General features: G+C 72.8%; 20 protein-coding genes. 8 read left to right on the forward strand and 12 right to left on the reverse strand.

Features of this window, described 5'->3' with window-relative positions; genetic code table 11:
- Positions 1 to 376: 376 nt before the first annotated feature.
- From E1J50_RS09225 to cysC, 6 genes are all read left to right on the forward strand, one after another.
- Entirely contained in the window at positions 377 to 1,894 is a 1,518-nt protein-coding gene (locus E1J50_RS09225; RefSeq protein WP_132252732.1) for a DEAD/DEAH box helicase, read from the forward strand.
- A 136-nt stretch (positions 1,895 to 2,030) separates the two neighbouring features.
- Positions 2,031 to 2,216, forward strand: a complete 186-nt coding sequence (locus E1J50_RS09230; RefSeq protein ID WP_132252734.1) for a YegP family protein — start codon at positions 2,031 to 2,033, stop codon at positions 2,214 to 2,216.
- A 175-nt stretch (positions 2,217 to 2,391) separates the two neighbouring features.
- Positions 2,392 to 2,679 (forward strand): hypothetical protein, encoded by a 288-nt coding sequence (locus E1J50_RS09235; RefSeq protein ID WP_132252736.1) that lies wholly within the window; start codon positions 2,392 to 2,394, stop codon positions 2,677 to 2,679.
- A gap of 165 nt (positions 2,680 to 2,844) precedes the next feature.
- On the forward strand, positions 2,845 to 3,030 hold the full coding sequence (locus tag E1J50_RS09240; RefSeq protein ID WP_132252738.1) for a hypothetical protein: 186 nt from the start codon (positions 2,845 to 2,847) through the stop codon (positions 3,028 to 3,030).
- Positions 3,031 to 3,067: 37 nt separating this feature from the next.
- Entirely contained in the window at positions 3,068 to 3,520 is a 453-nt protein-coding gene (locus E1J50_RS09245; protein ID WP_132252740.1) for an acyl-CoA thioesterase, read from the forward strand.
- Between the two features lie 305 nt (positions 3,521 to 3,825).
- Positions 3,826 to 4,413 (forward strand): adenylyl-sulfate kinase, encoded by a 588-nt coding sequence (gene cysC, locus E1J50_RS09250; protein WP_281024554.1) that lies wholly within the window; start codon positions 3,826 to 3,828, stop codon positions 4,411 to 4,413.
- A gap of 42 nt (positions 4,414 to 4,455) precedes the next feature.
- Here cysC and E1J50_RS09255 read toward each other — a convergent pair whose 3' ends face one another.
- The gene (locus E1J50_RS09255) at positions 4,456 to 6,012 is read right to left on the reverse strand and encodes an ATP-binding protein (protein ID WP_132252745.1); all 1,557 of its coding nucleotides are present in this window, start codon (positions 6,010 to 6,012) and stop codon (positions 4,456 to 4,458) included.
- A 284-nt stretch (positions 6,013 to 6,296) separates the two neighbouring features.
- Here E1J50_RS09255 and E1J50_RS09260 point away from each other — a divergent pair, with 284 nt between their 5' ends.
- The gene (locus tag E1J50_RS09260; protein WP_132252747.1) at positions 6,297 to 7,331 is read left to right on the forward strand and encodes a P1 family peptidase; all 1,035 of its coding nucleotides are present in this window, start codon (positions 6,297 to 6,299) and stop codon (positions 7,329 to 7,331) included.
- Between the two features lie 4 nt (positions 7,332 to 7,335).
- Here the strand turns inward: E1J50_RS09260 and E1J50_RS09265 are convergent, their stop codons facing one another.
- The 8 genes from E1J50_RS09265 to E1J50_RS09295 form a co-directional block, all read right to left on the reverse strand.
- Positions 7,336 to 7,629, reverse strand: a complete 294-nt coding sequence (locus E1J50_RS09265; protein WP_132252749.1) for a hypothetical protein — start codon at positions 7,627 to 7,629, stop codon at positions 7,336 to 7,338.
- Between the two features lie 51 nt (positions 7,630 to 7,680).
- The gene (locus E1J50_RS09270) at positions 7,681 to 7,887 is read right to left on the reverse strand and encodes a hypothetical protein (RefSeq protein WP_132252751.1); all 207 of its coding nucleotides are present in this window, start codon (positions 7,885 to 7,887) and stop codon (positions 7,681 to 7,683) included.
- 114 nt (positions 7,888 to 8,001) lie between these two features.
- Positions 8,002 to 8,340: a helix-turn-helix domain-containing protein gene (locus E1J50_RS27780; RefSeq protein WP_207919175.1), complete on the reverse strand. Its 339-nt coding sequence runs from the start codon at positions 8,338 to 8,340 to the stop codon at positions 8,002 to 8,004.
- Positions 8,341 to 8,401: 61 nt separating this feature from the next.
- On the reverse strand, positions 8,402 to 8,743 hold the full coding sequence (locus tag E1J50_RS27785) for a hypothetical protein (protein WP_207919176.1): 342 nt from the start codon (positions 8,741 to 8,743) through the stop codon (positions 8,402 to 8,404).
- Between the two features lie 81 nt (positions 8,744 to 8,824).
- The gene (locus E1J50_RS09280; protein ID WP_132252755.1) at positions 8,825 to 11,200 is read right to left on the reverse strand and encodes a hybrid sensor histidine kinase/response regulator; all 2,376 of its coding nucleotides are present in this window, start codon (positions 11,198 to 11,200) and stop codon (positions 8,825 to 8,827) included.
- Positions 11,201 to 11,285: 85 nt separating this feature from the next.
- Complete coding sequence (gene rarD / locus E1J50_RS09285) at positions 11,286 to 12,158, reverse strand: EamA family transporter RarD (protein ID WP_132252757.1); 873 nt, start codon at positions 12,156 to 12,158, stop codon at positions 11,286 to 11,288.
- A gap of 82 nt (positions 12,159 to 12,240) precedes the next feature.
- On the reverse strand, positions 12,241 to 12,531 hold the full coding sequence (locus E1J50_RS09290) for a hypothetical protein (RefSeq protein WP_132252759.1): 291 nt from the start codon (positions 12,529 to 12,531) through the stop codon (positions 12,241 to 12,243).
- A gap of 136 nt (positions 12,532 to 12,667) precedes the next feature.
- The gene (locus tag E1J50_RS09295) at positions 12,668 to 13,684 is read right to left on the reverse strand and encodes a helix-turn-helix domain-containing protein (RefSeq protein ID WP_132252761.1); all 1,017 of its coding nucleotides are present in this window, start codon (positions 13,682 to 13,684) and stop codon (positions 12,668 to 12,670) included.
- A gap of 326 nt (positions 13,685 to 14,010) precedes the next feature.
- On the opposite strand from E1J50_RS09295, the gene metC reads away from it, so the two are divergent.
- On the forward strand, positions 14,011 to 15,216 hold the full coding sequence (metC, locus tag E1J50_RS09300) for a cystathionine beta-lyase (RefSeq protein ID WP_132252763.1): 1,206 nt from the start codon (positions 14,011 to 14,013) through the stop codon (positions 15,214 to 15,216).
- 7 nt (positions 15,217 to 15,223) lie between these two features.
- On the opposite strand, the gene E1J50_RS09305 is transcribed toward metC, so the two are convergent.
- The 3 genes from E1J50_RS09305 to E1J50_RS09315 are packed head-to-tail and all read right to left on the reverse strand — an operon-like array spanning position 15,224 to position 16,930.
- On the reverse strand, positions 15,224 to 15,829 hold the full coding sequence (locus tag E1J50_RS09305; RefSeq protein WP_132252765.1) for a pyridoxamine 5'-phosphate oxidase family protein: 606 nt from the start codon (positions 15,827 to 15,829) through the stop codon (positions 15,224 to 15,226).
- A gap of 1 nt (position 15,830) precedes the next feature.
- On the reverse strand, positions 15,831 to 16,169 hold the full coding sequence (locus E1J50_RS09310; RefSeq protein WP_132252767.1) for a lipid-A-disaccharide synthase N-terminal domain-containing protein: 339 nt from the start codon (positions 16,167 to 16,169) through the stop codon (positions 15,831 to 15,833).
- Complete coding sequence (locus E1J50_RS09315) at positions 16,163 to 16,930, reverse strand: glycosyltransferase family 2 protein (protein WP_405029814.1); 768 nt, start codon at positions 16,928 to 16,930, stop codon at positions 16,163 to 16,165. Before E1J50_RS09315 ends, E1J50_RS09310 begins: the two co-directional genes overlap by 7 nt.
- Between the last annotated feature and the right edge of the window lie 7 nt (positions 16,931 to 16,937).

Below are 16,937 nucleotides of genomic sequence, written 5' to 3' on the forward strand. Positions count from 1 at the left end.
GGGCCGGGGCGCGTCTGTCTCAGGCTGGTGCGGAGGGCCGGCGCGCGCTGCATGGGAGGTCCGCGTCTGCAGGGGTCGTGCCTTGGACCCCAGCGAGGCGCCGGCCGGCAGGCAATTGACTTCGCACCCGCACACAGCCATATCGCAGATGCAGCGTCAGCGGCCGTATCGGATCCGCTTGAGAGGGCTGCGTGACGGATGGGGCGGCCGCGGCGACGCGCTCGCACGGTCCGGCCCCTCTCTTCATACGTGCATGCACCCGGGCTGCCCCATCACGCGGGCGGCCTCCTGCCAACGGATCGAACCTGCCGCTGACGGCAGCCGGGGCCGGCGCGAGCGCGCACGGCCCGGGATCCGCTGCCCTGAAAGTTTCCCCTTGACCCAGTTCACCGATTTCGGCCTCGCCCAGCCCGTGCTGCGGGCCCTCGACGAGGCCGGCTACCAATCCCCCACGCCGATCCAGGCGCAGGCGATCCCCCCTGCCATGCAGGGCCGCGACCTCTGCGGCATCGCCCAGACCGGCACCGGCAAGACCGCAGCCTTCGCGCTGCCGATCCTGCACCGCCTCTCCCTCTCGGATCGCCGCGCCCCGCGCCGCGGCTGCCGGGTTCTGGTGCTCTCGCCGACCCGCGAGCTCGCCAACCAGATCGCCGAATCCTTCTCCGATTACGGCCGCCACCTGCCCTACACGAACACGGTGGTGTTCGGCGGCGTCACCATCAGCCGCCAGGAGCGGGCGCTGGCGCCCGGCGTCGACATCCTCGTCGCCACCCCGGGCCGCCTGATCGACCTGATCGAACGCCGCTCCCTGACGCTGGAGGGCGTCGAGATCCTCGTCCTCGACGAGGCCGACCAGATGCTCGACCTCGGCTTCATCCACGCCCTGAAGCGCATCGTGCGGATGCTGCCGGGCAAGCGCCAGAGCCTGTTCTTCTCGGCCACCATGCCGAAGAACATCGCCGGATTGGCCGAGCAGTACCTGACCGACCCGGTCCAGGTCGCGGTGACGCCGGTCGCCACCACGGCCGAGCGCGTCGAGCAGCAGGTCATCTTCGCCCACACCGGCGCCAAGCAGGCGCTGCTCGCCCACATCCTGCGCGACCCGAAGATCGAGCGGGTGCTCGTCTTCACCCGCACCAAGCACGGGGCGGACCGCGTCGTGCGCGGCCTCGACAAGGCCGGCATCGCCGGAGCGGCGATCCACGGCAACAAATCCCAGCCCCAGCGTGAGCGGGCGCTCGCCGCCTTCCGCGACGGCTCCTGCCGGGTGCTTGTCGCGACCGACATCGCCGCGCGCGGCATCGACGTCGAGGGCGTGACCCACGTCGTCAATTTCGACCTGCCGAACGTGCCGGAATCCTACGTCCACCGGATCGGCCGCACGGCCCGGGCCGGCGCCGACGGCCTCGCCATCTCCTTCTGCAACGACGAGGAGAAGGCGTATCTGCGCGACATCGAGCGCCTGACCCGCCAGAAGGTGCCGGTCGGGGGCTTCCCCGAGGGCTTCGTGCCCCCGACCCGCCAGGAGGCCGCCGAGATCGCCGCCTCCGAGGAGCGCCGTCCTGACCAGCGCGGTGCCCGGCCGGGCCAGCGTCAGGGCCAGCGTCCGCAGGGGCAGCAGCGGCCCCAGGGCCAGCGCCCGCAAGCCCAGCGGGCCGACCATCGCCCGGGCGGGCGTCCCGCCTTCGGCGGCCGGCCGCAGGAGGGCCGCAACCCGGACGCGCGCAACGAGCGTCGCGGCGAGCACCGGCCGAACCAGGGCCGCCCCGAGCATCAGGCTCGGCCCGAGCGCGGCTCCGAGGGCCGTCCTCAGCGTCCCGGCAACCGGCCCCGCAATACGGGCGGCGGCGAGGGCCGCGCCATCGGCTGGCTGGAGCGCTCGCCCCGCTCCTAAGGCGGTGACGCCGACGCCTACTTATCCGGATCGGGCCTGCCCGATCCGGGTGTGAGGCCGATCCGAACGGGCGCGGCGTATTGCCGAGCCTGTCAGGCGCCCCATCTCCCCCCGCGGATCGATGCGGGAGGAGCAGATGCGCTTCGAACTCTACCGGGACGCGCAGGGCCTCTGGCGCTGGCGCCTGCGGGTGCAGAACGGCAACGTGATCGCGGACTCGGCGGAAGGCTACGGCCGCCGCGAAGATTGCGAGCACGGGATCGCCCTCGTGAAGACGAGCGGCGGCGCCTCGACCGTCGACATGACGACGAAGATCGCCTGACCCTTCGATTCATCGCCCCGAAACCCTGACCGGATCGGACCCGCGCGCGGCGCGACGTTCCGTGCGAAACGGTTCGGGCAGTTCGTGCGTTGGAAGCGTCCGGGCTCCCGGGCCGCTGACCCGGGCTCGAACCGGCTCGCCTGACCATCCGCCGACACACCAAGGAGTTGTGAACGTGCTGAGGAAATTCGTCCTGGCCGCCCTGCTGGCCCTCGGCTTCGCCGCCGCGGCACCTCAGGGAGCCTCCGCCGCGCCCATGGGCCCGGCACTCGCCCTGCCGAGCGAGGCGGCGCCCGCGATCGCGGAGAAGACGCAGTACTTCTACCGCCGCCCCTATTACGGCCGCCGCTTCTATGGCCCCCGCCCCTATTACGGCCGCCGCTTCTACGGCCCCCGCCCCTATTACGGCCGCCGCTTCTACGGTCCGCGCCGCTTCTACGGCCCGCGCCGGTTCTATTACTGATCGCACCGACGCGCCCTTCCGGCGTCTCGCGAACCCGGCGGCTCCGCCCGAGCCGCCGGGTTTTTTCGTGGGTGCCGCGGCTGCGGCTGCCCGCGCTTCGATTTTTTGGTATCCTGCGGGCACGGGACGGCCGGCGTCAGATCGGGCCGCCCGGGAGGAAGCCCGATGAAAGACACGGCCACCCGCGCGGTTCCGCCGAAGACCCCGCCGCCACTCCTCGACCGCCTCGCGCCCGATGCCTCCGCGGCGCGCCGGCCCGAGCTCTGGCAGGTCATCCCCCTCGAATGCGTCGTCTGCGCGCTGGCGGTGATCGCCGCGGCCGGCCTGAAGCTTGCCGGTGTGATGCCCTGAGGGCCAGGATGCGTCGGACAGGGGAGGACGGACAGGCATGGACGGGCGGACGAACGAGACGGTGGCGGAGCCCCGCGGCGACCTGACGGTGCGCACCATCGCGATGCCCGCCGACACCAACGCCAACGGCGACATCTTCGGGGGTTGGGTGCTCTCGCAGATGGACCAGGCGGGCGGCATCGCGGGCGTCGACCGGGCGCAGGGCCGGGTCGTCACCGTGGCACTCGACGCGATGACCTTCATCCGCCCGGTCCGCGTCGGGGACGTGCTCTGCGTCTATACCCGGGTGGCGAGCGTCGGGCGCACCTCGATGAAGATCGAGGTGGAGGCCTGGGCCCGCCGCTTCTGCACGCAGGTGCGCGAGAAGGTGACCGAGGCGACGCTGACCTTCGTCGCCATCGACGAGGAGGGCCGCCCACGCCCGATCCCGCACATTGTCGCGGAGAGCCCCGGGGCCGTTCTCGGGCGCGAAGCGGAGGCTCCGCGCTGACGCCCGGGAGCCGGGCCCTGCGGCTCGGCCGCAACACGCACAGGTTGGTATTGAAACGCCTTATCACGCGACGGTTTCAATCCTAGAAAAATTCCCCTACACCATAATCCGGCGAGGGTAGAATCGTCTCACCGGAGCGTTTTTGCATGCACGTCCCGAGTTCGAGCAAGGTTTCCCAACCTCGCAATGCGGACAAATTCCGGATACAAACCGGAAACAATCGGCCTGACCTATCCGTTGTTCGTGCCGATCAAGACCATGCGCTCGAACGTCTTGAGAGCACTGAGGTTTCCTCGAACCGCAACCTGACTCGCCACGCCCTTCAGCCGCGCGAGAACCGCTGGGCCTGCCTCGGCCAGAAACCCGTGATCGCATGGTTCACCGGCCTGTCGGGGGCCGGCAAGTCGAGCATCGCGAGCGCCGTCGACCGGGCGCTGACGGCGCGGGGGCGCTCCACGATGGTGCTCGACGGCGACAACCTGCGGCTCGGCCTCAACCGCGATCTCGGCTTCAGCGCCCACGACCGCGCCGAGAACATCCGCCGCGCCGCGGAGGCCGCGCGCCTGATGGCGGAGACCGGCCTGATCACCATCGTCTCCCTGATCTCGCCGTTCCGCTCCGAGCGCGACGCGGCCCGGGTGATCGCAGGGGACGTGCCCTTCCTCGAGATCTTCATCGACACGCCCCTCGCGGTCTGCGAGGCGCGCGATCCGAAGGGGCTCTACGACCGGGCGCGGGCGGGCAAGATCGCCGACTTCACCGGCATCTCCGCCCCCTACGAGGCGCCGGAGCGGCCCGACCTCGTCATCCCGACGCAGGATCGCACGGTGGAGGATTCGGCCGCCCTTCTGATTCCCGAACTCGTGCGCCTCAGCGCCCTCGAAGGCGCCTGACGGCGCGGGTCCCGCCCCGCGGCCGGGACGGTGGGCGGCGCCTCACTCCGCCGCGAACAAACCCCACCCCTCGGCCGGCGCGGGCTCGGCCTCCCCATCCGCCGCCTTCGGGTCGCCGGGTGCCGTCTCGCAACCGAGCGCCGGCAGGGCGACGATGCGGTTGCCGCGGTAATCGTTGCGGCAGACGATGGCGCCGCGGCCCTCGACGTAGCCGAGGAGGCGACGCGCCCGCCCCGGCGAGCGGCTGCCGATCGCCCGCGCGAGCGCTGCATCGCCCGGGCAGGGCTCGCTCCCCAGCGCGGCGCGGGCCAGGAGCAGAAACAGGCCCTGGACCTCCTCGGGCATGGTCGCGGCGACCGATTGCGCCTGCGTCCAGCGCTCGTCCGCATCGGCCTCGATCTCCGGCGAATCGAGGCCGGCCCGGGCGACGCTGAGGGCCCGCCGAAAGGCGGGCAGGCCGACGCTCTCGCCATCGAGCCCGCGCATCCGGCAGCGCACGAGGAAATCCTGGTAGACGACCGCGACGGGCTGGCCCCGCGCCTCCGGATCCGCGACGAGGCCGCGCAGCACGGCGTCGCACCCCGCTCTGTTCTCGGCCGCGTCGAGGGCGGGGGCGGGCGCGGCCGGCTCGGGGCGATAGGCGCTCAATTCCCGCATCAGGTCGGTCGGGCTGACCCGGGGCTGGGGCGCCAGCCGCGGGGCGCGCTCGCGCAGCACGGGGCCGGCCTCGCCCTCGGCGGGGGTCAGGATCAGGGCCCGCAGGTCCGCCTCGCCGGGCTGGGGCAGCGGCACGAGCTTCGGGGAGCCCGCGCGGGAGCCCGTCGCCACGGAGCCGATCCGGAGCGCCAGCGGGCGCCGGCTCAGCGCCGGCCCGAGCGCCACGAACTCGCCGCGGGCGAGATCGCGGAAGCGCTCGGCGCCGCGCCGGTCGAGGCCGAGGAGGTCGGCGGCCCGCGCCATGTCGATGTCGAGGAAAGTGCGGCCCATCAGGAAGTTCGTGGCCTCGGCCGCGACGTTCTTGGCGAGCTTGGCGAGGCGCTGCGTGGCGACGATGCCGGCCAAGCCCCGCTTGCGCCCGCGGCACATCAGGTTCGTCATCGCGCCGAGCGAGACCTTGCGGGCCTCGTCCGAGACGTCGCCGGCCGCGGCGGGCGCGAAGATCTGCGCCTCGTCCACCACCACGAGGACGGGGTACCAATGCTCGCGCTCGGCCTCGAACAGGCCGCCCAGGAAGGCGGCGCAGGCGCGCATCTGCGCCTCCATGTCGAGGCTCTCGAGGTTCAGAACCACCGAGACCCGGTGCGCACGCACGCGTGCGGCGATGGACTGGAGGTCGGATTCCGCGTGGGCGCCGTCCACCACCACGTGGCCGTAGGCGTCGGACAGGGTGACGAAGTCGCCCTCCGGATCGATCACCACCTGCTGCACCTGGCCCGCGCTCTGCTCCAGGAGCCGGCGCAGGAGATGCGACTTGCCCGAGCCCGAATTGCCCTGGACGAGGAGGCGGGTGGCGAGGAGTTCCTCCAGGTCGAGCCGCGCCGGCTCCGGAGCACCCGGCCCCGCCCCGAGGGTCACCCCCATCTCGATGCTCGATGCCATCACCGCTCCGGCTGCGCCGCGACCGAAAAACCCGCCCGCGGCTCCGACCGCAGGGGGGCGGACCCTAACACGCGCGAGGCGGCGGCGTTTCCGGCCGGGATCGGCGCGTCCACAGGTTGGAGCGGGTTATGCGCCCTCCGAATCAGGGCGCGCAAGCGTTCCTATGACCACACTCCTATGACAATTCACCTAGGTCATAAGACCTAGGACTTCTAACTTACCGTCGGCATGGCCTCGCGCCGGGCGGGGGCCGCATGCGATGCTCTGCCCGACCGGAGGCCGCCATGACCCGCAACCGCATCACCGACATCCCCGGCATCCGCGTCGGCCATGCGGGCGATCCGAATCTCGCGAGCGGCACGACCGCGATCCTGTTCGCGAGCCCAGTGGTGGCCGCCGTCGACGTGCGGGGCGGCGGCCCCGGCACCCGCGAGACCGACCTCCTCGACCCGGAGCGCACGGTCGCCTGCATCGACGCCCTCGTGCTCTCCGGGGGCTCCGCCTTCGGGCTCGACGCGGCGGCGGGCGTCGTCGCGTGGCTCGCCGAGACCGGGCGGGGCTTCCCGGTCGGCCCCGTGCGGGTGCCGATCGTGCCGGGGGCGGTCCTGTTCGACCTCCTCAACGGCGGCGACAAGGATTGGGGGCGCTACCCGCCCTACCGGGAGTTCGGCTACGCGGCGGCGCGCGATGCGGGCGAGGATTTCGCCCTCGGCTCGGTCGGCGCCGGCACCGGCGCGCGGACGGCGAATCTCAAGGGCGGCCTCGGCTCGGCCTCGGCGCGGGTGGCGGGCACGGACCTCACGGTGGGAGCACTGGTGGCGGTCAACGCCTTCGGCCGGGCGACCGTGGGGGACGGCCCGCATTTCTGGGCGGCGCCCTTCGAGCAGGACGGGGAGTTCGGCGGCCTCGGCTTCCCGGCCCGGGTGCCGGACGAGGCCCTCGCCTTTCCGGCGCGCGCGCTGCCCGGCGCCAACACGACGCTGGCGCTGGTGGCGACCGACGCCGTGCTGACGAAGGCGCAGGCGAGGCGCCTCGCGGTGGCCGCCCAGACCGGCCTCGCCCGGGCCCTCAACCCCGTTCACACGCCGCTCGACGGCGACACCGTCTTCGCGGCGGCGACGGGCCGGGTGCCGCTCGCGGACCCGGTCGTCGATCTCGCGCGGCTCGGGGATGCGGCCGCGGCGACCCTCGCACGGGCGGTGGCGATCGGGGTGCACGCGGCGCGGTGCCTGCCGGGCTCGGCCGTCACGGATCCGGGGGCGCCCCCGTCCGTCCTCGGCCTGCCGCCGGCCTGGCGCGACCGCTTCGGCGGGGCGTGACGCATCAGCCGGCGCCGCCGGCCTCCTCTCTCGCGTCGGCCAGCAGCTGGGTGAGGCCGGCATCGACTTCCGCGGCGAGCAGGCGCCGCTCGGCCTCGTTCAGGTCGCCCGCCCAGCCGCGCTGGCCGAAGCCCTCGGCACAGCGTGCCCGCTCCGATTCGAGGTAGGCCTCCGTCTCCGCGGGCCGCGTGCGCATGGCGTGGATGAGGCCGAACCACGCGGCGCGCTCCACCACGGCGAGGCGCGCCCGCAGGCGGATGGACACGGCCCGGTCCGGGTCGATCTCGAGTTCGCTCATGGGTCAGTCCGTTCTTGGCGAGTCCGCTCCGGAGACGAGGCCCCGGACGGATTAGCGGCGCGGCTCGCAGCGCGTCTTGACGTAGCTGCCCTTGTCGTCGCCGTGCCCGGCATTGGCCGCCAGAACCGGGCCCTGGACGAGACATTCCTGCAGGGTGTGGGCCGGCCCCGTGATCACGTCGAGGGCGTTCTCGCGGGTGCAGTCGGGGGCCTGGATCGAGGAGGCGCAGACGAGGGCGACGACGAGGATCTGGTTCATGACACCTCCCTGGCACCCCAGGGCGGGGCGACCCGCGCGTGCCGGCAAAAGGAAGGGGCCAGGCTGCGCGAAGGTTCCCGCCCCACCACGGGGCGTCAGCGTCGCAGGGCGGGTTCAGGGCAGGGTCTGGTCGGTGACGCGCGCCAGCGCCTCCCGAATCGCGCCAGGGTTCGCGGCAATGGTCCGCAGCAGGGACCGGCTCGCGCGGTCCGGCTCGGAGCGGCCCTGCTCCCAGTTCCGGAGCGTCGACAGGTCGAGGCCGAATGCGGCGGCAAATTCCTCCTGCGTCAGACCCTGCAACTCGCGGAGCCGGCGGACATCGATCCGGTCCGGCGGTCCGTAAGCCGCCACGGTGACCTCCAGCGGATTCAGGTCGCGCCGCAGCCGATCCCAGTCGTCGAGCCGCGGCAGGACAGCGACCGCGAAACCGTCGTCGAAGAGCCGCGTCGCCACGATCCGCGCCGCGCGGAGAGACAGGCCGCGCTCGGCCAGGAGCAGGGCGAGGCCCGGCGCGTCAACGCCGTGGGGCCGCCCGCGCAGGGCGACGGTGGCGGGTGACCCGGAGGGGACGCGGGAGACGTCCAGGACCGGCACCCGTCGTGCGTACGGCGCCGCTGACGACGGCGGATTCGATTCCGAGTTCATCAAGAACCTCCCGGAGAATGCGGCGCAGGCCGTGAAAGCCGAGATCGTTTGCCCCGAGCCCGATGCCGTGGACGTGCAGCCCGTCGAGCCGCAACTCACCCCCGGAGAAGCCGATTTCGGCCATGACCTTCAGCGTGCCGCGCGGCAGGCGGATGAGCGCTACGACGATCGACTCATCGCTCTCGTCCCGGACGACCTCGATCGCGATCATCCTCACCCGCCGGACCGACACGGGCAACGATGCTACGCAAGTTGCGTAGCATCGTCCAGTCGTGCCGTCGTGCGGGCGCTCTCACCCCTCCCGCTCCGCGAGCCGGTCGATCAGCCCCTGCATGCCGCTCGGCACCGGGGTGTCGGGCTCGCGGGCGTAGAGGGCGCGCAATTGCCGGCCGATCTCGGCGAGGCTCAGCGAGCCCTTCAGGATGACCCGGTCGGCCTGGGCGGCGAGGCTCGCCTTTTCGGCCTCGGTGATCTCCTTGGCGGTCAGCACCACCACCGGCACGTTGCCGTCGGCGCGCGCCCGCAGCGCCCGCAGGAAGCCGAACCCGTCCATCTCAGGCATCATCAGGTCGAGGAGGATGAGGTTCGGTCGCTCCGCATCGAACCGCTCCAGCCCCGCCGCTCCGTTCTCGGCCTCCGCGACGCTCCAGCCGTCGCGGGCCAGCGTCCGGCGCAGGCGGGCGCGGGCATCCGCATCGTCGTCCACCACGAGGACGCGGCCCTCGACGCCGGTCGGCCGGTAGCGCTCCATCAGCGTCTTCAACCGCTCCCGGTCGACCGGCTTGACGAGATAGTCGGTGGCGCCGAGCGCCTGGCCGAGCCCCTGCTCGGCCACGACCGAGGTGATGATGACCGGGATGCCGGCGAGCTCCGGGTCGTTGCGAACCGCGTGCAGCACGGCCCAGCCGTCCATGCGCGGCATCTCGATGTCGAGGAGGATCGCCCGCGGCTTCAGCGCCCGGGCGAGCGTCAGGCCGTCGCGCCCGTCATTGGCGGTGCGCACGCGGAACCCCTCCCGCTCGAGGTGGCGCTGCAGAAGCTCGCGCGCGGCCGGGTCGTCGTCGACGAGGAGCACCGCGTCGTGCTCCTCGTGCTCGGGGATCTCGGGGGGCTCCAGCGCCCCCTCGGCCTCGGCCTCGGCCGCGTCCTCGGGCGTCAGCGTGGCGGGAAGCCGGACCGTGAAGGTGGAGCCCCTGCCCGCCTCGCTCTCCACCGCGATGTCGCCCCCCATCTTCCGGCAGAAGGCGCGGGTGATGGCGAGGCCGAGCCCGGTGCCGCCGAACTGGCGGGTCGTCGATTCGTCCCCTTGCGCGAAGCGCTCGAACAGGCGGCCGATCTGCTCCCCGGTGAGCCCGATGCCGGTATCGGTCACGGCGAAGCTCAGCCAGTCGGCCTCCGCCTCCCGGTGGCGGCGCACGGTGAGCGTGACGGTGCCGTCCTCGGTGAACTTCGAGGCGTTGCCGACGAGGTTCAGGAGGCACTGGCGGATCTTGGTCTGGTCCTGGTGCATCTCCCCGAGGTCGGGGCCGAGATCGGCCGCGAAGCGGTTGCGCTTCTTCGCGACGAGGCTCTCGGTGGCCGCCGTCACGTCCGCGACGAGGTCTGCCACCGCGAAGGTCTCGGCCGAGACGCTCATGCGCCCGGCCTCGATCTTCGAGATGTCGAGGACGTCGTTGATGAGGCTGAGGAGGTGGCGCGCCGCCGTCTCGATCTTGCGCAGGTCCGGCAGCAACTCGGATTGTCCGAGATCCTCCAGTTCCTCGCCGAGCATCTCGGCATAGCCGATCACGGCCGAGAGCGGCGTGCGCAGCTCGTGGCTCATGTTGGCGATGAACTGGCTCTTCGCGAGGTTGGCGGCCTCCGCCGCGGCGCGGGCGCGCTCCACCTCGGACTCGGCCTCCTTGCGCTCGGTGATGTCGACGTTGAGGCCGACCCACTCGCGGATGCTGCCATCCTCGTTCAGCACCGGCACGCCCCGCACCTCGGTGTCGCGCCAGCGCCCGTCGGCGCGGCGCAGCCGGTACTCGACCTGGTAGGGCTTCCGGCTCTCCAGGCAGGCGGCCCAGACCTCGGCGGCGTGAGCCCGGTCCTCGGGGTGGACGGCGTCGACCCAGCCCCAGCCCCGGTAGGCCTCCTCGCTCTGGCCCGTATAGGCGGCCCAGCGGGGCTGCGGCGGCAGGAGCTCGCCCGCCGCGTCCGTGTTCCAGATCACCGCCGCCGAGGCCTCCACGAGGGCCCGGAACCTCGCCTCGGAGCGGCGCAGGCCCGCTTCCGCGGCGCGGGTGCCCGTGACGTCGGTGTTGGTGCCGTACCAGCGCAGGATGCGCCCCCGCGCGTCCCGGTGCGGCAGGGCCTGGGACAGGAACCAGCGGTAGCGTCCGTCGCGGCCCTGCAGCGGAAAGGTGTCCTCCCAGGGCTCGCCCGCGGCGATGGCGGCCCGGTAGCGCTCGGTCACCGCCTCGACGTGATCGGGATCATGGACCTTGCGCCAGCCCCAGTCGCGCATCTCGTCGAAGGTCGTGCCGGTATAGTCGTACCAGCGCCGGTTGTACCAGACGATGGTGCCGTCGGGCTCGGCCATCCAGGCGAGCTGGGGCAGCGCCTCAGCGAGGTTTCGGTAATCGGCCTCGCCGATCCCGCCCTCCGGTCTCTCGTCCTCTCGGCTCATCGCTCGTCCCGACACGCGGCTGGCGGACGCTCGCACACGCGTCCGTGAACACCGCATATAGGCCACCCGCCCTCCGCTTCGCGCCTCATTTCGCGGATCCGCGCCGCGCGGCCCGCCAGGAATCGGCGGCGTAGAGGGCGAGCGCGATCCAGATGAGGCCGAACAGGGGCACCTGATGCGGCGCGATCCGCTCGCCGAAGGCGAGGACGCTCAGGGCGAGGAGGCAGGTCGGCGCGAGGTACTGCAGCAGGCCGAGGGTCGCGAGCCGCAGCCGCCCGGCGGCGGCCGCGAACCAGATCAGCGGCAGCGCCGTCGTCACGCCCGTCAGCGCGAGGAGCAGGACCGCGACCGGCTCGCTCGGGCTCGGCTCCGGGGTGAGGATCCAGTAGGCGATCGCGAAGGGGACGAGCAGCAGGGTCTCGGCGAGGAAGCCGAGGGTGGGGTCCACCCCGACGACCTTCCGGATCAGGCCGTAGAGGGAGAAGCTGACGGCGAGCGCCAGCGCCACCCAGGGCAGCGTCCCGGCCATGACGACGGCGATCAGCACCCCGAGGGCGGCGATGCCGACGGCGACGACCTGAACCGGGCGCAGGCGCTCGCCCAGCACCAGGGCGCCGAGGCCGACGCTGACGAGGGGGTTGATGTAGTAGCCGAGGCTCGCATCGAGGAGGTGCCCGCCGTTCACGGCGCGGAGATAGAGCAGCCAGTTCACGGCGATGAGGCCGGCCGAGAGGGCGAGGAGGGCGTGGCGGGGCCGCAGGGGAGCCGGCCAGGGGATGGGCGAGGCGGCGGATCTGCGCACCCGCCACAGCAGAACGAGGGCGAGGGCGAACAGGCTCGACCAGACGATGCGCTGGGCGAGGATGAGGCCGGGGCTCGAGGCCCCGAGCAGCCGGAAATGCAGCGGGACGACGAGGCCCCAACTCAGATAGGCGCCGAGCGCGTAGACGAGCCCCACCGTTCCTCCCCTGGCCCCGGGCGCCGGCCGCGCGGGGCGCGGGGAGCCATACAGGGTTTTCGCGCGGGAGGCGCGGGCGCGCTCAGCGCTTCTGCGGCGCGATCGGGTCGCCCCGCATCAGGGCGTTCAGGCGCTCGGTGTCGAAGCCGTTCGGGATCCTGGGGGCGGGTTTCGGGGCGGCCTTCGGGAGCGGCGCCGGCGTCGGCGCCGGCAGGATCGAGCCGGTGGCGGACGGCTCGGGCGGGACCGCGCGGACGAGGATCGGGGCGGGTGCCGCGAGGGGATGGGCGAGACGGTCGGCGCAGGCGAAGCCGATGATGCCCGTGCAGGCGGCGAAGGCGGTGCCGACGGAGAGGAGACGCAGGATACGCAAGGGAAGACCGGTCCCGGATACGCGACAGGAGATCAGGATAGGGGCGGCCCGTTAACGAAGCGGAACGCCGCGCGCGGTTCTGCACGCGGGAATTGCGCGATCGGCCGCCTCGACCCGTGCGGGTCGAGGCCTCCGCTCAGCCGGTGCGGCTCAGGGCGATGGCGTTGCCGGCAACGAGCGAGAAGCCGATCCCCGCCTGGCGCAGGGTCTCGACCGCCCGCTGGTGGGAGCGGGCGGGCGCCCCGCCCCCGTCCTCCTCCAGGCGTCGGATCGTCGAGAAGGACAATCCGCTCGCCCGGGCGAGGTCGGCCATCGACCAGTCGAGGAGGGCGCGGGCGGCACGCAGGTGGCGCCCCTCGATGCCCTCCTCGAGCCCGCGCCGGACGGCGTCCGGCGGCGGGCCGGCTGCCGCCCCGACGGGGACGATGATCATCGTCCAGCTGCAGACCATCCCCGCCTCGTCGCGGATCGGCACCATGGTGAAGCGGAAGGGCGCCGTGCCGCCCTCCGCCATCCGCAGGGTCGGCGAGATCGTGTAGGCCCTGCCGGCCGCGTAGAGGTCGGGAACCTCCGCATGCCAGCGCCCCCAGTCCTCGGGCACGGCCGGGGCGGCCCAGTTCTCGGCGAGCTCCTCCCGGCTGCGGCCGGTGAAGGCGAGGAAGTCGCTCCCGTACTCGACGAAGGGAACCACCGCCTCGGTGAAGGTGAAGATCCGCGCCTGGCGGGCGAGCGCTTGGCGGCGGTGCTGCTCGGCGGCCCGCGCCCGGACGAGACGGTCGGTGTCGGTGATGTCGACCATCACGCCGGCCACGCCGAGGGGCCGGCCCTCCGGGCTCCGGATGCCCTCGGCCCGGCTCGCCGCCACCCGCATCGTGCCGTCCCGGCGCAGGATCCGGACGGTGGAATCGTCGAGGCCGCCGATGCGGGCGAGGTCGGCCGCGCCGGGCAGGCGGCCCCGGTCATCCGGATGCACGAGGCCGCGCAGCAGCCCGTAATCCGGCCGCAGGCCGCGCGGCAGGCCGAGGAGCGCGTAGAGCCCGCCCGACCAGCGCTGCTCGCCCGAGGCGAAATGCCAGCTCCAGGATCCGGCCAGCCCCTGCGCCTCGATGATCCGCAGGGATTCCCGGGAGGTGAGGGTGGAGATGGCCGTCATCGTCGAGGTCCCGCCCGGCGTGCCGGAACGGGCGGTCCGGAGCCCCGTCCCGCCCCGTCGGGCACGATGTCGCGTCTAGCACAGATCCGGCGGAACCTTGAACTTCTCCCAGTATTTCAACTGGAAGATGCAATCATTCCTGATGATCAGGTAAGACGCGCCGATGTCGCCGCGACGATCACTTTCGCGGCCGACAGGTGATCACTTCACGCGCGGGTCGGGGCGTGCCGCGACGCGCTCGCCGGCCCGCCGCGCTTGACCGCGGCCCCCGCGCCGCGCTTCGGTTGCGCCGCAACAGCCTTCCTCGAATCCCGCCCCGAGCCCGCATGTCGAAGACACCGCCCCGCGATCCCGCCCGCTTCCGGCCCGCGACCCGCCTCGTCCATGCCGGCCGCGACCCGTCGGCCCAGCACGGCTTCGTCAACACGCCGATCTACCGCGGCTCGACGGTGCTCTACCCGACCTACGACGACATCCAGCACCGACGCGGCCGCTACAATTACGGCACCTCGGCGACGCCCACGATGGACGCGCTGACCGACGCCTGGACGGAGCTCTCGGGCGCGGCCGGCACCGTGGTGACGCCCTCGGGCCTCGCCGCGCTGACGGTCGCCCTGATGGCGAGCGTCTCGGCGGGCGACCACCTGCTCGTCACCGATTCCGCCTACCGCCCGACCCGCCAGTTCTGCGACGGGGTACTCGCCCGCTTCGGCGTCGCGGTGGAGTATTACGACCCGACGCTCGGCACCGGCATCGAGGCGCTGATGCGGGACACCACGAAGGCCGTGCTCGTCGAGGCGCCGGGCTCGCAGAGCTTCGAGATGCAGGACGTGCCGGCCATCGCCGAGGTCGTGCACGCGCGCGGCGGCACGGTGATCATGGACAACACCTGGGCGACGCCTCTCCTGTTCCCGCCCCACGAGCGGGGCGTCGACATTGCGGTCGAGGCCGGCACCAAGTATCTCAGCGGCGGCTCGGATCTCCTGATCGGGCTGACCTCCGCGAACCGGAAGCACTTCCCGGCCGTGCGGCGCACCTTCGACCACTTCGCCATGTGCGCGGGGCCGGAGGACATCTTCCTCGCACTGCGCGGCCTGCGCACCATGTCCCTGCGGCTCAAGGAGCACGGCCGCCAGGGGCTGGAGATGGCGCGCTGGCTGCAGGCGCGGCCCGAGGTGCTGCGGGTGCTCCACCCGGCCCTCCCCGAGGATCCGGGCCACGCCATCTGGTCGCGGGACTTCTCCGGGGCCTCGGGCCTGTTCGGCGTCATCCTGAAGCCGGTGCCCGAGGCGGCGGTCGCCGCCATGCTCGACGGGTTGGAACTGTTCGGGATGGGCTTCTCCTGGGGCGGATTCGAGAGCCTCGTCATCCCCTTCGATTGCGCGCCCTACCGCACCGCGACCCGCTGGGCGCCGGGGGGCCCCGCCCTGCGCTTCCATATCGGGCTCGAGGACATCGAGGATCTGAAGGCCGATCTCGAGGCGGGGTTCGCGCGGCTGCGGCAGGTGGCGGGGGGTGAGGCGGCGGGGTGAGCGGGGCTCACGGCGCGAGCCAGGTTCCGGTCCAGCCGCCCTCCCCCGTCCGCCGCCAGCCGGCGCGACGGTGGCCGCGGCGGTCGAGATAGAGGAAGTCGAGCCGCTCGGCGCGCACGAGCAGCGCACAGAATCGGGGCCGCCCGACGTTGATCGCATCATCCGCGTCCGGCAGGGCGTAGGCGCCCCCGCGGGGCAGCGCCGTGCCGGGGGCCGGGTCGATGCCGTAGCAGACCCGGCTCATCGGCAGGCTCGCGCGCCACGCGTCGTCGGCCACCGCGTCATCCGTATGCAGGGTGGCCGTTCCCTCGATGCGGATCTGCACCGCGGTCTCCGGGTCGTAGGCGTGCAGCGCGCAGGCGCTTCGCGCGGCGAGTTCGCCCGCCTTGTCCGAGCGTCGGTCGCAGTGGATTCTCAGCGTTCCGCCCGCGCGCTCGGCCGCCCGCAGCACCACCGTGCGCACCCGCGGCCGGCCCTCCGCATCGACGGTGGCGAGGCTCGGCGTGTGGAAGGCTGAGCGCCCCCGCTCGACCCCGGCCGCGAGGAGGCGCCAGAGCTCGGCTTCCGCCGCCGCGAGATCCTCGTGGAAGGGCGGGAGCGGCGCGCGCGCCACCTCAGCCGCCTCCGCTGCCGCGAGCGCGGCCGCGCTCGCGGAAGATCAGGGCGAGGTTGCGCAGGTAGATCCCCGTCGAGAGCCCCTGCCCGATGATGATCACGGGCTCCTTGCGCACGAAGCCGTAGGCGAGCGTCATCAGCCCGCCGAGGATCGAGAGGAACCAGAACGAGAGCGGCATCACGCTCCTGCCCGCCCGCTCGCTCGCGATCCATTGCAGGATGAAGCGCGAGCCGAAGACGAGCTGTGCCAGGATGCCGAAGACGAGCCAGAAATCGAAGCGGGTGACGAAGACGTCGTAGAAATAGCCCCGCAGGTGGTCGGAGATCTCGATCAGCACGGCCGCCCCCCCACCTCTGTCGGTGCCACGACCTCGGCGACGGCCGGCGTCGGGCGCTTGCGGCGGATCAGCCACCAGACCCCGGCGAGGTCGAGGAGCCCGACCCAGAGCCGGTCGAACAGGCCGTAATTCGAGGTGCCGGTGAAGCGGGGCCGGTCGATCACGTCGCGGTGGACGACGCCGTAGCCCTCGCGGGCGACGAGGGCCGGCATGAAGCGGTGCAGCGCGTCGAAATAGGGCAGCCGCAGGTAGACGGAGCGGCGGAAGACCTTGAGGCCGCAGCCCGTGTCGCGCGTGGCGTCGCGCAGGATGCGGCCCCGCACCCCGTTGGCGATGCGCGATTGCAGCATCTTGAAGCGTCCGTCCTTGCGCCCCGTGCGCTGCCCCTGCGCGAGGGCGGCCGCCGGCCCCCCCTCCTCCAGGGCCGCGACGAGGGCCGGGATGAAGGCGGGGTCGTTCTGGCCGTCTCCGTCGAGGGTCGCGACGATGGGCGCGCGCGCCGCGGCGACGCCGCTGCGCACCGCCGCGCTCTGGCCGGCGCTCGCCGCGTGCTGCAGCACCCGCAGCCAGGGCCGGGCGGCGCGAGCCTCGGCGAGGCGCTCCGGCGTCGCGTCGGTCGAGCCGTCGTCGACGTAGATCACCTCGAAGGGCGTCAGCCCCGCGCAGGCCGCCTCGATCTCGGCGACGAGGCTCGCGATGTTGCCGGCCTCGTTACGCACCGGCACCACGACGGTGAGGCGGGGATCGGGGGACGGGCTCACGGTCGCG

This window comes from Methylobacterium segetis, from assembly GCF_004348265.1.
GTDB classification, from domain to species: domain Bacteria; phylum Pseudomonadota; class Alphaproteobacteria; order Rhizobiales; family Beijerinckiaceae; genus Methylobacterium; species Methylobacterium segetis.

What these genes read in the sequence shown, in the direction of transcription:
- E1J50_RS09230 (WP_132252734.1), top strand. Translation starts at nt 2,031, where the DNA reads ATGCGCTTCGAACTCTACCGGGACGCGCAGGGCCTCTGGCGCTGGCGC.
- E1J50_RS09240 (WP_132252738.1), top strand. Translation starts at nt 2,845, where the DNA reads ATGAAAGACACGGCCACCCGCGCGGTTCCGCCGAAGACCCCGCCGCCA.
- E1J50_RS09245 (WP_132252740.1), top strand. Translation starts at nt 3,068, where the DNA reads ATGGACGGGCGGACGAACGAGACGGTGGCGGAGCCCCGCGGCGACCTG.
- E1J50_RS09255 (WP_132252745.1), bottom strand. Translation starts at nt 6,012, where the DNA reads ATGGCATCGAGCATCGAGATGGGGGTGACCCTCGGGGCGGGGCCGGGT.
- E1J50_RS09260 (WP_132252747.1), top strand. Translation starts at nt 6,297, where the DNA reads ATGACCCGCAACCGCATCACCGACATCCCCGGCATCCGCGTCGGCCAT.
- E1J50_RS09265 (WP_132252749.1), bottom strand. Translation starts at nt 7,629, where the DNA reads ATGAGCGAACTCGAGATCGACCCGGACCGGGCCGTGTCCATCCGCCTG.
- E1J50_RS09270 (WP_132252751.1), bottom strand. Translation starts at nt 7,887, where the DNA reads ATGAACCAGATCCTCGTCGTCGCCCTCGTCTGCGCCTCCTCGATCCAG.
- E1J50_RS27785 (WP_207919176.1), bottom strand. Translation starts at nt 8,743, where the DNA reads ATGATCGCGATCGAGGTCGTCCGGGACGAGAGCGATGAGTCGATCGTC.
- E1J50_RS09280 (WP_132252755.1), bottom strand. Translation starts at nt 11,200, where the DNA reads ATGAGCCGAGAGGACGAGAGACCGGAGGGCGGGATCGGCGAGGCCGAT.
- E1J50_RS09295 (WP_132252761.1), bottom strand. Translation starts at nt 13,684, where the DNA reads ATGACGGCCATCTCCACCCTCACCTCCCGGGAATCCCTGCGGATCATC.
- metC (WP_132252763.1), top strand. Translation starts at nt 14,011, where the DNA reads ATGTCGAAGACACCGCCCCGCGATCCCGCCCGCTTCCGGCCCGCGACC.